16 protein-coding genes are annotated in these 14242 nt (G+C 58.3%); 13 read left to right on the top strand and 3 right to left on the bottom strand.

Annotation, left to right across the window (positions count from 1 at the left end; translation table 11 throughout):
- Positions 1–363 precede the first annotated feature (363 nt).
- Genes J2045_RS15675 through dnaQ form a run of 5 tightly spaced genes read left to right on the top strand, consistent with a single transcriptional unit; the run spans position 364 to position 3967 of the window.
- On the top strand, positions 364–1185 hold the full coding sequence (locus tag J2045_RS15675; RefSeq protein WP_307374422.1) for a pyruvate, water dikinase regulatory protein: 822 nt from the start codon (positions 364–366) through the stop codon (positions 1183–1185).
- Between the two features lie 33 nt (positions 1186–1218).
- Positions 1219–1818, top strand: a complete 600-nt coding sequence (locus J2045_RS15670; protein ID WP_307374635.1) for a Maf family nucleotide pyrophosphatase — start codon at positions 1219–1221, stop codon at positions 1816–1818.
- Complete coding sequence (locus tag J2045_RS15665) at positions 1811–2671, top strand: shikimate dehydrogenase (RefSeq protein ID WP_307374420.1); 861 nt, start codon at positions 1811–1813, stop codon at positions 2669–2671. Before J2045_RS15670 ends, J2045_RS15665 begins: the two co-directional genes overlap by 8 nt.
- Positions 2668–3273 (top strand): dephospho-CoA kinase, encoded by a 606-nt coding sequence (gene coaE, locus J2045_RS15660; protein ID WP_307374417.1) that lies wholly within the window; start codon positions 2668–2670, stop codon positions 3271–3273. Before J2045_RS15665 ends, coaE begins: the two co-directional genes overlap by 4 nt.
- A complete protein-coding gene (dnaQ, locus tag J2045_RS15655; protein ID WP_307374415.1) occupies positions 3266–3967 on the top strand; it encodes a DNA polymerase III subunit epsilon in 702 nt (233 codons plus the stop codon). The genes coaE and dnaQ overlap by 8 nt, the downstream gene beginning before the upstream one ends.
- Before the next feature lie 52 nt (positions 3968–4019).
- On the opposite strand, the gene secB is transcribed toward dnaQ, so the two are convergent.
- Together secB and J2045_RS15645 are read right to left on the bottom strand one after the other, a co-directional pair.
- Positions 4020–4496, bottom strand: a complete 477-nt coding sequence (gene secB, locus J2045_RS15650) for a protein-export chaperone SecB (protein ID WP_166602012.1) — start codon at positions 4494–4496, stop codon at positions 4020–4022.
- 87 nt (positions 4497–4583) lie between these two features.
- On the bottom strand, positions 4584–5072 hold the full coding sequence (locus J2045_RS15645; RefSeq protein ID WP_307374412.1) for an FxsA family protein: 489 nt from the start codon (positions 5070–5072) through the stop codon (positions 4584–4586).
- Positions 5073–5220: 148 nt separating this feature from the next.
- On the opposite strand from J2045_RS15645, the gene J2045_RS15640 reads away from it, so the two are divergent.
- The 5 genes from J2045_RS15640 to gyrB all read left to right on the top strand — a co-directional run bounded on the left by J2045_RS15640 (position 5221) and on the right by gyrB (position 10528).
- Positions 5221–5916 carry a Tim44/TimA family putative adaptor protein gene (locus tag J2045_RS15640; protein WP_307374410.1) on the top strand — a complete coding sequence of 232 codons (696 nt, stop codon included), beginning with the start codon at positions 5221–5223 and terminating at the stop codon, positions 5914–5916.
- Complete coding sequence (gene mltA, locus J2045_RS15635; RefSeq protein WP_307374408.1) at positions 5913–7031, top strand: murein transglycosylase A; 1119 nt, start codon at positions 5913–5915, stop codon at positions 7029–7031. The genes J2045_RS15640 and mltA overlap by 4 nt, the downstream gene beginning before the upstream one ends.
- On the top strand, positions 7032–7589 hold the full coding sequence (locus tag J2045_RS15630) for a Smr/MutS family protein (protein ID WP_307374406.1): 558 nt from the start codon (positions 7032–7034) through the stop codon (positions 7587–7589). It begins immediately after the preceding gene.
- Complete coding sequence (locus J2045_RS15625; RefSeq protein WP_166602017.1) at positions 7586–7951, top strand: helix-turn-helix domain-containing protein; 366 nt, start codon at positions 7586–7588, stop codon at positions 7949–7951. The genes J2045_RS15630 and J2045_RS15625 overlap by 4 nt, the downstream gene beginning before the upstream one ends.
- Before the next feature lie 141 nt (positions 7952–8092).
- The gene (gene gyrB / locus J2045_RS15620) at positions 8093–10528 is read left to right on the top strand and encodes a DNA topoisomerase (ATP-hydrolyzing) subunit B (protein WP_307374404.1); all 2436 of its coding nucleotides are present in this window, start codon (positions 8093–8095) and stop codon (positions 10526–10528) included.
- A 118-nt stretch (positions 10529–10646) separates the two neighbouring features.
- On the opposite strand, the gene J2045_RS15615 is transcribed toward gyrB, so the two are convergent.
- On the bottom strand, positions 10647–11237 hold the full coding sequence (locus J2045_RS15615; protein WP_307374402.1) for a nitroreductase family protein: 591 nt from the start codon (positions 11235–11237) through the stop codon (positions 10647–10649).
- Positions 11238–11511: 274 nt separating this feature from the next.
- Between J2045_RS15615 and J2045_RS15610 the strand changes: the two genes are divergently transcribed.
- The 3 genes from J2045_RS15610 to J2045_RS15600 all read left to right on the top strand — a co-directional run bounded on the left by J2045_RS15610 (position 11512) and on the right by J2045_RS15600 (position 14226).
- Positions 11512–12795, top strand: coding sequence for a polyhydroxyalkanoate depolymerase (locus tag J2045_RS15610; protein ID WP_307374400.1), 1284 nt, complete (start codon positions 11512–11514; stop codon positions 12793–12795).
- 143 nt (positions 12796–12938) lie between these two features.
- Positions 12939–13370, top strand: a complete 432-nt coding sequence (locus tag J2045_RS15605) for a DUF2852 domain-containing protein (protein ID WP_307374398.1) — start codon at positions 12939–12941, stop codon at positions 13368–13370.
- A gap of 97 nt (positions 13371–13467) precedes the next feature.
- Positions 13468–14226 (top strand): M48 family metallopeptidase, encoded by a 759-nt coding sequence (locus J2045_RS15600; protein WP_307374395.1) that lies wholly within the window; start codon positions 13468–13470, stop codon positions 14224–14226.
- The last annotated feature ends 16 nt before the right edge of the window (positions 14227–14242 follow it).

Here is a 14242-nt window from a genome sequence, read left to right as displayed (position 1 = left end):
TCTATTTCTAAGAGTCTCTGACTATCAAGGATTAATGCAACCCCACACCTTGTTCCCAATCTGCGCCTCATCAACCGCACTCGAACACTGACTCCGCTCACGCTTATGGGATTATGGGGATAAGTCGAAATTAATCATTTGTTTCAATGGTTTCAATGGGCCATCACTTGCCACAGTGTCTGTGGATGAAGAGTCGATCCTCTTGGAAGAGATTGCATGAATTACCGCAATTCACAGAGCAGCGAAATTCGGACCCAACCAGGGTTCAATTGTGGATAAATCGGCACTTTTCCTCTTGCCGTCGCCAACCTCCCGCCGTTAGGTCTGTTTATCCCGGACAATCAACAGGGCATGGAGAAGATCGTGGAGAACCGGAAAAACTTCTTCCATCTCCATCTGATTTCTGACTCGACTGGAGAGACTCTGATCTCTGCAGGCCGAGCTGCGGCAGCACAGTTCCGTGGTTCAAACGCGATTGAACACGTCTATCCCCTCATCCGCAGCAAAAAGCAGATCAAGGCACTGATAGACGCGATCGATCGGGAACCGGGCATCGTGCTCTACACCATCGTTGACCAGGATCTTGCGGCCCTGATCGAGACGGGATGCCACGAACTCGGATTGCCATGCGTCAACGTTCTCGCACCGATCATCGACAAGTTTCAGACCTATCTCGGCGCACCCTCGCGCGGGCGAGTCGGTGCACAGCATGTGCTGAACGCGGAGTATTTTGCACGGATCGAAGCGCTGAACTTCACAATGGACCATGATGATGGCCAGGCGCCTGAAGACTACGATCATGCTGACGTAGTCATCATCGGCATCAGCCGAACCTCGAAGACGCCCACCAGCATTTACCTCGCCAACAGGGGCATAAAGACCGCCAATCTTCCCATTGTTCCGGGTGTCCCGTTGCCCGAGGCTCTGCTCAAGGCCGCGCACCCCCTGATCGTCGGATTGATCGCAACATCCGATCGGATTTCGCAAGTGCGCGAAAATCGCGTCCTGGGTGCGACCGCAGGATACGACCGGAGTGAATATGTCGACCGTGCTTCGATCACGGAAGAGCTCAAATACGCGCGCTCCCTCTGCGCACGAAACAACTGGCCGGTGATAGACGTCACCCGCCGCTCCATAGAAGAGACAGCTGCGGCGATCGTTGCCCTTCGTCCCAAGGCACGTTAAGCCGGGTTCACTTTCATGACAAAGGTTTCGATGATGGCTTCACCACTGATATTGGCGTCGGGCAGCACCGTGCGCCGCAAGCTGATGGAAAATGCAGGGTTGGTGTTTCAGGTCGTCCCAGCATCGGTGGACGAGCGGGTGATCGAGGAACGCATGCCTGCCGATCAGAGGGATCCGGTGTCCATCGCTTTGCACTTGGCGATTGCCAAGGCCCGGGAGGTTTCAGCCAGGATGCCGGAGGCGGTGGTTGTCGGTTGCGATCAGACGATGTCGCTTGGTAGTCGGATCTTCCACAAGGCGCAAACACCTGAAGACGCGAAACGGACGCTTGAGATATTGCGTGGGCAAGAGCACTCACTCAATAGCGCCATTTGCCTGGTGCGGAACGGGGATGTTCTCTGGAAACATGTGGACCGGGCAGGAATGCAGATGCGTCAATTCTCCGATCTTTTTCTGACCGGGTACGTCCAGCGCAATGGGGAGGCACTCCTGAGCAGTGTCGGTTGCTACCAGCTTGAAGGAGAGGGTATCCAGCTCTTCGATGCCATTGACGGCGACTACTTCACCATTCTCGGCCTGCCTTTGCTGCCTCTTCTTTCGGCTCTGCGTCAATGCGGTGTTAACCATGCGTGATTCACGTGAAACAATCGCCCCACGCGCCTTTGTCGCCGGCTACCCGATCAGGCATTCGCGGTCCCCTCTCATCCACGGTTGCTGGCTTGAGAAGTATGGACTGACTGGCTCCTATCAGAAGGTTTCCGTCGCTCCCGAGGACTTTGCGGCTTTCATCGACCTATTGAAACAGCCGGATAGCTTCTATTGCGGTGGCAATGTCACGATACCGCACAAGGAGGCGGCTTGCCGCCTCGCCGATAGGGTTGATCCCGTCGCAGAGGAACTCGGCGCCGCCAATACACTCTGGTTGGAAGACGGTCTGCTGCATGCAACCAATACGGATGGCTTGGGTTTCGTCGCAAGCCTCGATTCACGCCGGCCGGGATGGGACCGCCTTGGATCAGCCGTGGTCTTGGGTGCCGGGGGAGCCAGCCGGGCCATTCTGCAGGCTCTTCGCGATCGCGGACTGAGCGAGATCCATGTCGTCAACCGGACGGTGGAGCGGGCACGTGAATTGGTGGACCGGTTCGGCAAGCCTCTTGAGGCTCATGGGCTCGACGCGCTGGACGCACTGCTCGTGGACGCCGGCCTGTTCGTCAACACAAGTTCGCTCGGCATGGATGGTACTGAAGCGCCGGCTCTCCGCTTCGATAGGATGCGCAGCGATGGGCTCGTGACTGACATCGTCTATGTGCCTCTGAAAACACCATTTCTTCTTCAGGCCGAGAAAGCAGGTCTCTCGACGGTCGACGGACTTGGGATGCTGTTGCACCAGGCAGCACCCGGATTCCAGAAGTGGTTCGGCATATTGCCAGATGTGACGGAGGAGTTGCGAGACGTCGTCCTCATGGACATCGAGGCGCACGCATGATCGTGATCGGACTCACCGGGTCGATCGGAATGGGAAAATCGACCACATCTGGACTGTTCGCGGAGCAAGGTATCCCGGTGAATGATGCCGATCAGGTGGTCCACGATCTCTATCGTGGACAAGCTGTTGCGCCCATCCAGGCGGTTTTTCCGGAAGTGATCGTCAAGGGCGTTGTCGATCGGCAACGGCTTTCGGAGAATCTGGCGAAGAATCCGGCTAACTTCAAGCGCCTGGAGTCCATCGTTCACCCGCTGGTCCGGGCATGCGAGGCAGACTTCCTCGCCCGTCATCATAAACGCGGCGAGCCGATCGTTGTCCTGGATATCCCACTACTCTTCGAGACTGGGGCAGAGGCGCGTGTCGACAAGGTGGTCGTCGTCAGTTGCGCAGAACAGGTCCAAAGACAACGTGTCATGGCCAGACCGGGAATGACGAAGGAGAAGCTCGACTTGATCCTGTCGAGGCAGGTCCCTGATGCCGACAAGCGGGCGCGGGCGGACTACGTGATCGACACAGGGCAGGGGATTGACATGGCCCGGGAGCAGGTCAAAACGATTCTGGAAGAACTGCGAGCAAAGTTGGCACGAGGCGATCATGCGTGAGATCATTTTCGATACGGAAACGACTGGGCTCGACAACAAGGCGGATCGTGTCATTGAAATCGGCGGCATCGAGCTGCTCAACCATTTCCCGACCGGTCGCACTTTTCACGTCTACATCAATCCGGGGGATCGAAAGGTTCATCCCGACGCGTTGGCGGTCCACGGGATCACCGACGACTTCCTGAAGGGCAAGCCGAGCTTCGCCGATATCGTTGCCGAGCTCCAGGAATTCTTCGACGGTGCAAAGTGGATTGCGCATAACGCAAGTTTCGACATGGGCTTCATCAACGCGGAATTCGATCGGCTCAACCTGCCACCGGTGCCGTCGGATATGGTCATCGATACCCTGGCGCTGGCGCGTCGGAAGCACCCGATGGGCCCCAATTCGCTTGACGCTCTTTGCCGGCGATACGGGATCGACAACTCGCATCGAACAAAGCATGGCGCCTTGCTCGATTCTGAACTTCTGGCGGAAGTCTATATTGAGATGCTGGGCGGACGGCAGGCCGCGCTTGGCCTGACATCCGTGGAAACCAGGCGGAAACAGACCAACGACGTCAGCGACGTGATCGAGATCAGCTACGACCGGCCGCGTTCCCTCGCTCCGCGCCTGACTGCTTTCGAGACCGACGAACATGCAAAGCTTGTTATGCGTCTCCGCGGCAAGGCGATCTGGTCAAAATACAGCACATGAAAAAAGGGCCCGCGAAGGGCCCTTTCCATATCAGTGGCATGAGATGTCGATCTTAGTTGGGCGCCGACTGTCCCTTTGCGCGGGACTGTTCTTCGGCCACTCGCTGGGCAAACATCTGGGCGAAGTCGATCGGATCGATCATCAGCGGAGGGAAGCCGCCATTGCGCGTCGCGTCAGCGACGATCTGACGAGCGAACGGGAAGAGAAGCCGCGGGCATTCGATAAAGAGGACAGGAAGCATATGCTCCTGCGGAAAGCCGGAAATGCGGAAGACGCCGCCATAGACGAGCTCGGTGACAAAGACCACCTTGTCGCCGTCCTTGGCTTCCGCATTCAGTGCCAGCACGACATCGAAGTCGGTGTCGGAGAGCGGGTTGGCGTTGACATTGACATTGATGTTGATGGCCGGCGCCTTGTCACGTGCCTGCAGAGACCGCGGTGCACCCGGATTCTCGAACGAAAAATCCTTGATGTACTGGGCAAGAATGTTGAGGGACGGAGAAGTCGTTCCCTGATTATTGTCGGCCATAGGGCGTTTCCTCGAAATGAACTGCTCTGGCCATCTAACATTTGAACCAAGACCTTACAACCCTGGGCGATCCCGGTTCGGACCGCGTCAGCTGTCACTGATCCGAGGATCCCGCCAAGGTGAATTTGGGTTCGGCTCGCGTCGGAACTCGTTGTCGTCGAGATCCACCACGTCGGGGTCAACTGACCGTCTCGGCTGGAAACCGCCATGAGAAAAACCGCTCTGCGCGACGATCCTGGGCTTGATCAGGCGCCAGGCCATATTGCGGACGAACGGGATGAAGAGCAGGAGACCGACGATATCGCCGAAGAAGCCCGGCACGATCAACAGGAAGGCCGCAACGACCAAAAGTGCGGCATGCACGAGCTCTTGTCCCGGGTCCACGCCCCGTTGAGCTTCCGTCTGCAATCGACGCAGAATACCGGCACCCTGGAACCGCAGCAATGCCAGCCCAATTATGGCTGACAGTACAACGAGCCCAAGCGTCGCAAGCACGCCGATCGCACGTCCGACAATGATGAAGCTCGCTATTTCGAGGAGCGGTGCAATAAGAATGAGCACCAGGGGAAGGCGCATGGGTAACTCCAAACGCCTTTGTGATCTCGATATCACAAGAGCCGGCGCACACTCGCTGCAAAGAATGCGTCACGCCATTTGAATGATTGGGCGCTGGTGACTATATGGGAGATCGAAAAACCAAATTCAATCAAGCCTGGCGGTATTCATGGGATCTAGCGATTTCGTTACATTGTTCTTCCTGGTGGCGGCGGTGCTGATATTCTTTCAACTCCGCAGCGTGCTCGGACGCCGCACGGGCCATGAAAAGCCCCCCTTTGATCCCTTTGCGCAACGCGACCTGAAGGGTCCAGCTCGTGATGACGGTAAGGTTGTGACCTTGCCGCGCCGCGACGAGGCGACCGGCGAGGAACGCTTTGCGGCGGTCGATTCCTACACGCCTGCTGGCACGGCACTGAATGACCAGCTACGGGAGCTTCTGCGTCATGATCCGAGCTTCAGTCCGAAGGAATTTCTCAACGGCGCCAAGATCGCTTACGAGATGATCGTCATGGCCTATGCCGACGGCGATCGGAAAACCCTCAAGGGTCTTCTGTCGCGCGACGTATTCGACGGTTTCGAGAGTGCAATTGCTGATCGGGAAAGCCGGGGTGAAACCGTGAAGTCTACCTTTGTCGGAATCGAGAAGGCCGACATAACGCAGGCGTCGGCGCGGGATAACGAGGAGCAGGTAACTGTTCGAATAGTCAGCCAGCTGATCACGGCCACCTTTGACAAGTCGGGCGCGATGATCGATGGCGACTCCGAGGCCGTGTCGGAAGTCAACGACGTCTGGACCTTTGCCCGAGACGTCCGCTCGCGTGATCCGAACTGGAAGCTGATCGCAACCGAAGCGGAACAATGAGCGAGGCAAGTTCCAACTTCCGCCTTGTACCAGTCCGCTTTGCGGATCTGCCGGGCTGGAACCTTGATGACCCGAGAGTTCTTTGGGTCGCCATGAACGATTGCAGGAATCACCTGCAATCCGCGAAGCCCTACAAGATGGGCGCTGCCGGGCTTACGTCGGATGACCTCATCCCGTTGCTCGACAGCGCTGGAACCACCGCGCCTCCGGAAGAAGCGGAGGCACGAGCTTTCTTCGAAAAGGAGACTAAACCCTTTCGGATTGAGCTCGGCGGGAAGGAATTGGGGCTCGTCACGGCCTTCTACGAGCCAGAGGTCGAAGTCAGCGATCGACCGGACTCGGTTTACTGCCACCCGTTTTACCGACGTCCCGATGATCTTGTTGATGTGGATGCCACCAATCGGCCACCGGATCTCGATCCCTCCTATGTGTTTGCTATGCAGTCCGGCGACGGACTTCGTCCCTATCCGGACCGTCGGCAGATTGATGAGGGTTGGCTGGAGGGGAGGGGCCTTGAGATCGCCTGGGCGCGTTCCAGGGTGGATGTCTTCTTCGCTCATGTCCAAGGCGCAGCAAGACTGCGCTTTCCGGACGGCCGCCGGCGACGAATCACCTATGCTGCCAAGGCAGGACATGCCTTTTCCGGCATCGGCCGTCTGTTGATCGACCTTGGGGAAATTCCAGAAGCTGAAATCTCGATGCAGTCGATCCGAGCCTGGCTGGCCGAACATGTCGAGCGTGTCGACGAAATCCTCTGGCACAACAGATCCTACATCTTCTTCCGCGAAGCGGAGGTCGAGGATCCGGCGCGTGGACCGATTGCTGCCGCCAAGGTCCCGCTGCTAGCGGGACGCTCTCTGGCGGTGGATCGCCAGATCCACACTTTCGGTTTTCCCTTCTTCATCCATGCCCCCGGGCTTACGCACATGGATGGTGGCCGAGACTTCTCGAGGACCATGCTGGCGCTCGATACGGGTTCCGCAATCGTCGGACCGGCCCGCGGCGATATCTTCACGGGCTCCGGTCCAGAGGCAGGTGAGTTGGCTGGTGCGGTGCGGTGCGCCGCAGATTTCTATATACTCATCCCGAAGCAGGCGGCAGAGAGGTTTGTCTGAGTGTCGGGTGGACCAAAGCTCAATCCGGAAGATCGAATTCTGTGGGGGAAGGTCGCGCGTTCGACCCGCCCCATGCCTGGCCGCATGGAAGAACTGCTGAGCTTTGAAGACCAGTTTGAAGCCGCGATCGAGGAAAGTGCCGTGCCTGCACTCAACCGCGCAGCGCTGCCTAATTCCACCGTGACAGAAACCGATCGCAAGCCGACATCGCATCTGCATCATCCACTCGAACGCCCCGTGAAGCGTAAGCTGTCTCGGGGTCATCTTTCGCTCGAAGCCAGGATCGATCTTCATGGTCTGATCCAGAGCGAGGCTCATGGCATGCTGCTTGATTTCATGATCCGCGCCCATGAACGCGGTTTGCGGCATGTTCTCGTCATCACCGGAAAGGGAAGTTCGCTCGGCAGCGAAGGTGCGCTCAAGCGCGCAGTCCCTCTTTGGTTCGCGATGCCCGAATTTCGTTTCCTCATTTCATCTTATGAGCCCGCCGCCCGCCATCATGGCGGCGAAGGCGCCCTGTATGTGCGGCTGTCCCGCCGCGGGCAGGATCGTCGATGACACCGTTCGGTGACGCGCTGCGCCAGTTAAGAGAGCGAAAAGGCGTGTCGCAAAAGGAGATGGCCGCCGCGATCGGAGTGTCGCCAGCCTATCTCTCGGCGCTTGAGCATGGGAAACGCGGCCTTCCGAATTTCGATTTTCTCCAGCGCGTTGCCGGCTACTTCAACATCATCTGGGATGAAGCCGAGGAGCTCTTCTCGACCGCGGGTCGCTCCGATCCCCGAGTGGTCGTAGATACCTCCGGAATGAAGCCCGAATACACTGCCTTTGCCAATGATCTGGCCAGGCTGATTCGCCAGCTCTCTCCGGATGTGATACGAGACATGCAGGATATTCTGGATACGGCCAAAAAACGGCCGTGATGGGGTTGAAAAGCCCTCTCTATCCACGAGAAACGACGCCCTCGCCTTTGGAACTCAGGCCAAAACCCCTATAGTTGGGCCACTTGAAGCTGCTGATTCGAATCAGCAGGGCCTTTGAGAATTGACTGGAAAGATTGCTGAATGACCGACTTGCCGATCGCGGAAAATGATGGTCCTGCCGAATATGGCGCGGACTCGATCAAGGTTCTGAAGGGACTGGACGCGGTCCGCAAGCGCCCCGGCATGTATATCGGTGATACCGATGATGGTTCGGGCCTTCATCACATGGTCTATGAAGTCGTAGACAACGCGATCGACGAAGCCCTGGCCGGCCATGCAGACATCGTCACGGTCACACTGAATGCCGATGGCTCGGTCACCGTCACCGACAATGGCCGCGGCATTCCGACGGACATTCACACCGGCGAAGGCGTCTCCGCCGCCGAAGTCATCATGACCCAGCTGCATGCGGGCGGAAAGTTCGACCAGAACTCCTACAAGGTCTCCGGCGGTCTGCATGGGGTCGGCGTCTCCGTCGTCAACGCGCTTTCGGTGAAGCTCAACCTCCGAATCCGCCGCAATGGCAAGCTACATGAAATCAGCTTCACTCATGGCGTGGCGGATGGCCCGCTGAAGGTGATCGGCGAGTACGAGGGCAGGTCCGGCACCGAAGTGACCTTCCTGCCGAGCACCGAGACCTTCACCAAGGTCGATTTCGACTATGGAACGCTTGAGCATCGCCTGCGCGAACTCGCCTTCCTGAATTCCGGTGTCCGCATTCTGCTGACCGACAAGCGCAAGTCTGATATTCGGCAGGAAGAAATGCTCTACGACGGTGGTCTGGAAGCTTTCGTCCGTTACCTCGATCGATCGAAGAAGCCTCTTGTCGACAAGCCGGTCGCCATCAAGGGCGAGAAGGACGGCATCACTGTCGAAGTCGCCATGTGGTGGAACGACAGCTACCACGAGAACGTCCTCTGCTTTACCAACAACATTCCACAGCGCGACGGCGGCACCCACATGGCGGGTTTTCGCGGCGCGCTGACGCGTCAGGTCACCTCCTATGCCGATAGCTCCGGCATTACCAAGAAGGAGAAGGTGACGCTGCAAGGTGAAGACTGCCGTGAAGGCCTCACAGCCGTCTTGTCGGTCAAGGTTCCTGATCCGAAGTTCTCGTCCCAGACCAAGGACAAGCTCGTTTCTTCCGAAGTGCGCCCAGTTGTTGAAAATCTCGTCAACGAGGCGTTGAGCACCTGGTTCGAGGAGCACCCGACCGAGGCGAAGATCCTCGTCGGCAAGGTGGTTGAGGCTGCCGTGGCGCGTGAAGCGGCGCGCAAAGCCCGCGAACTGACGCGCCGCAAGGGAGCACTCGACATTGCCTCGCTGCCGGGCAAGCTGGCAGACTGCTCCGAGCGCGATCCGGCCAAATCCGAACTCTTCCTCGTCGAGGGTGACTCAGCAGGTGGTTCGGCAAAGCAGGGGCGTTCCCGCGAAAACCAGGCGATCCTGCCGCTGCGCGGTAAGATCTTGAACGTGGAGCGCGCGCGCTTCGACAAGATGCTGTCGAGCCAGGAAATCGGCACGCTGATCACCGCGCTCGGCACTTCGATCGGCAAGGATGAGTTCAACGCTGACAAGCTGCGCTACCACAAGATCATCATCATGACCGATGCTGACGTGGACGGAGCGCATATTCGCACACTGCTGCTCACCTTCTTCTTCCGCCAGATGCCCGAACTTATCGAGCGCGGCCATCTCTATATCGCCCAGCCGCCGCTTTATAAGGTCTCGCGCGGGAAGTCGGTCCAGTATCTGAAGGATGAGAAGGCGCTGGAAGACTACCTCATCACGATGGGTCTTGAAGAAGCCACGCTTGCGCTCGCGAATGGCGAAGTCCGTGCCGGACAGGATTTGCGCGATGTCATCCAGGATGCACTGCGTCTCCGCTCGCTGATCGACGGCCTCCATTCGCGTTACAACAGGAACGTCATCGAACAGGCCGCTATTGCGGGTGCGCTCAATCCGGAACTGACCGGCAATCGCCAGCAGGCGGAGGCAACGGCATCGCTGGTCGCAAGCCGGCTCGATATGATCGCCGAAGATACAGAACGCGGCTGGCAGGGCTTCGTCACCGACGAAGGTGGTCTGCGTTTCGAGCGCATGGTCCGCGGCGTCAAGGAAGTGGCGTCTGTCGACGTGGCACTGATTGGCTCTGCCGATGCACGGCACATGGACCAGATGTCCGCACGTCTCCGCGAGATCTATTCTGAACCGCCGGTCCTCACTCGCAAGGATGGACGCAACGAGATGTCGGGACCGCGCGCTCTGTTGGATTCCATCTTCGCCACAGGCCGCAAGGGTCTGTCGATGCAGCGATACAAAGGCTTGGGTGAAATGAACGCCGAGCAGTTGTGGGAAACGACGCTCGACCCGAATGTTCGTTCGCTGCTTCAGGTTAAGGTCAATGATGCGACCGATGCTGACGGCCTGTTTTCGCGCCTCATGGGCGACGAAGTCGAGCCGCGCCGCGAGTTCATCCAGGAAAACGCACTCAGCGTAGCCAACCTGGACATCTGAGACGAAGGATACCGAAATCAAAAAAGGGCCGCTTCCGGGGAAGCGGCCCTTTTTTATCGAGCGTGGATGTGGCCGCTCATGGTTAACGTGATTCACGTGAAACCATGAACGAAGCCGATCAGAAACCGCCTTCGAAGATCACCTCGGCGAGCGGCTTGCGGGGGCTCGGTGTTTCCCGTCCACGTAGGCCTTCGGGCAGAACATCCTTGTCGCCAAGCTTGCCGATCGCGATCGCCGCGTTGATGTGATAGCCCTCTGGCGCCTTCAGATCCGTCAAGGCCCGCTCCATGTCGAGCCCGGTCATGGCGTGGGCGAAGTAGCCCGACTTGATCGCCTGCAGCGACATGAGACCCCAGGCCGCGCCTGCATCGAAGCTGTGGCTGCGGAAAGGTTTCGGTGCAGATCCATCAGAACTGCGGCTAAGCGTATCGGAGAATACGAAGACCAGGGCGGAGGCGTTCCCGGCCCAACCCTGGTTGAACTCGATCAGGATGTTGAGCAGTCGATCGAACTCAGGGGTACCCTTCATGGCATAGACGAAGCGCCATGGCTGGTTGTTGAAGGCTGAGGGTGCCCAGTGTGCTGCGTCGAGAATGGTCAGCAGATCTTCCTTGGGCATGGCAGTCCCGTCGAAAGCGCGGGGAGACCAACGATCGAGGAACAGGGGATCAACGTTGTATTCGGATTGGCGATGGTTGCTCGCTGTCATGACAGTCCTTCAATGATGTCTTGGGATGGCAAATGGAACAAACAACAAAACGCTAGTTTCGGAAAGGGTAGGGGCCGCAAATTGGGGTGAACAGTGTGGTCTTGATTAACCGATTCACGAGGACAGAACCTTAAGTCTTTTCGATCATCGTTACCTAGATGCAAGGCCTCGACCCTGATTCAAGGGAAAATCCGGGCTTTTGCGATGCACAAAGTCTGTTAGTGTAGCGAATGAACGCGGGCCGCCGATGGTCTGATGCAAAGGTACAGAACCAATGTTCTATCAGCTCTACGAACTCAATCACGCAGTCATGGCACCCTTCCGGGCGACCGCCGATGCCATGAACCTCGCCTGGAAGAACCCGCTGAATCCCTGGTCGCACACTGTCGTCGGCCGCTCCCTCTCAGCCAGCTTTGAAGTGTTCGAGCGGGTCACGCGCCGTTATGGTAAGCCGGATTTTGGCCTTCCAAGGACCATGGTGGATGGTGAAAGCGTCACGGTCGAGGAAGAAATCGTATGGCGCAAGCCCTTCTGTGATCTCATCCATTTCAAGCGGCATCTCCCTGTCGGCACTGACAAAGGCCCACGGATCCTGATCGTCGCACCGATGTCCGGCCACTATGCCACCCTCTTGCGGGGCACCGTGGAGGCCCTGCTGCCGAGCGCCGACATCTACATCAGCGACTGGATCGATGCCCGGATGGTGCCTGTCACCGAGGGCGATTTCGACCTTGATGATTACATCGATTATGTCATCGAGATGCTTCATCATCTCGGACCCGACACTCATGTTGTTGCCGTCTGTCAGCCCTCGGTGCCGGTCCTGGCCGCTGTTGCCGTCATGGAAGCAGACGGAGATACGTGCGCACCGGCATCCATGACTTTGATGGGTGGTCCGATCGACACGCGTATCAATCCGACAGCTGTCAATCAGCTGGCGCAGGACAAGCCGCTTTCGTGGTTCCGAGACAACGTCATCATGCAGGTCCCGTGGCCGCAGCCTGGTTTCATGCGTCAGGTCTATCCCGGCTTCCTGCAACTCTCCGGCTTCATGTCGATGAACCTTGACCGGCACATGATTGCCCACAAGGACTTCTATATGCATCTCGTCAAGAATGACGGGGACTCTGCCGAAAAGCACCGTGACTTCTATGACGAATATCTGGCTGTCATGGATCTTACGGCGGAGTTCTACCTGCAGACGGTCGATACGGTCTTCATCAAGCATTCGCTGCCGAAGGGCGAAATGATGCATCGCGGGAAGCGTGTCGATACGACGGCGATCCGCAACGTTGCGCTGCTTACCGTGGAAGGGGAGAACGATGACATCTCCGGCCTCGGCCAGACGAAGGCGGCGCAGACCATCTGCACGAACATTCCGGAACACATGCGCCTGCACTACATGCAGCCGGATGTAGGCCACTATGGCGTCTTCAACGGCTCGCGCTTCCGCCGAGAAATCGCGCCGCGCATCATCCAGTTTGCCCAGACCCATGGCAAGAAGGCCAAGGCCACGACGCCCGTCAAGCGCGTCATCAAGGGTGGCAAGTCCCTCTGACATTTTCGTCATTCGGAATTTAAGAAGCGGATTCAGTCGGTTCTCCGATTGGGTCAGCTTCTTTCTTGAAGGGCAGGCTCCCATTTCCCACATCGAAACCATCGGAGGGCATTCCGCCCTTCGAGTGAACGAGGTTATCGATGATGAACCAGTCAGCACTGCTTCGGCCGGATTGGACTCCGGCAACCGTCGCCCTGATGGTGTTGGGCTTTGTGGTCTTCTGGCCGCTCGGTCTGGCCATGCTTGCCTACATCCTGTTCGGCGAGAAGTTCCAGAACTTCAAGCGGGAAGCCAACCAGAAGGCCGACAGCGCCTTTGCTTGGTGCCGCACCAACAACTACGGCGCATCAGCATCGACCGGCAATGTCGCCTTTGACGACTGGCGCAAGGCAGAACTCGAGCGTCTGGACGAAGAGCGCCGCCGTCTCGACGAGATGCGCGCCGATTTCGATGCCTATGCCCGCGAACTGCGCCGGGCAAAGGACCAGGAAGAGTTCGACCGCTTCATGCGTGACCGTCAGCAGATGAAGACGGCAGGCGAGGGTGGTCCGGCCCAGGGCTTCACCGGCAACTGAAGAGCCGGAGCTTTTCTGGACGAGATCGAGGTCGGCGTATCTGCGCCGGCCTTTTTTTGTTGCAAGCTGACACCACGAATCGGCTAGAACACGCATCATGTTTCCCCTGCTGAAAAAGCTGACACCCCAGAGAGCCCCGGCGATCCAGCTGGAGCGCGCGGTTGCCGTGGATGGGCGGTCGGTTCCGCTGACCATTCGCAAGAACAGCCGTGCGACCCGCATCACGCTCCGGATCGAGCCGGGTGGTCGTGCCCTGAAGATGACCATTCCACCGGGACTGCGTGAACGGGATATCGACGACTTTCTCGATCGGCATCAGGGTTGGCTCAGCACCAAGCTCAAGCGCCAGAAGACGGCCGGCAGCATTGAGGACGGGGGCGAGATCCTGCTGCGCGGTATTCCGCATCGCATCGTCCATACCGGACAATTGCGAGGTCTCACCCAGTCGATCGACAGCGAGATTGGCCATGTGTTGAGCGTCAGCGGTCTTGAAGATCATTTGCCGAGGCGTGTCGCCGACTTCCTGAAGAAGGAAGCGCGCCGCGATCTGGAGCGTCTGGTCGCGCTTCATGCCAAAAATGTCGGCAAGCCGGTCAAGAGCATGACCCTCAAGGACACCCGCAGCCGCTGGGGTTCCTGTTCCTGGGATGGCAAGCTCAGCTTCTCCTGGCGCATCGTCATGGCGCCGCCGCTTGTCATTGACTATCTCGCCGCCCACGAAGTTGCGCACCTACGTGAGATGAACCATGGCCCGGACTTCTGGGCACTCTGCCGCAAGCTCTGCCCGGAGATGGAAGAGGCCAAGGCCTGGCTGAAGCGGCATGGCTCGGCCCTGCATGCCATCGACTTCGACTGAGCAAGCGGCGACCATT

Source organism: Peteryoungia aggregata LMG 23059 (assembly GCF_030814435.1).
In the GTDB taxonomy this organism is placed as follows: domain Bacteria; phylum Pseudomonadota; class Alphaproteobacteria; order Rhizobiales; family Rhizobiaceae; genus Allorhizobium; species Allorhizobium aggregatum.
Note: the sequence above shows the minus strand (reverse complement) of the source record. Positions and strands in the feature narration are given on the sequence as shown.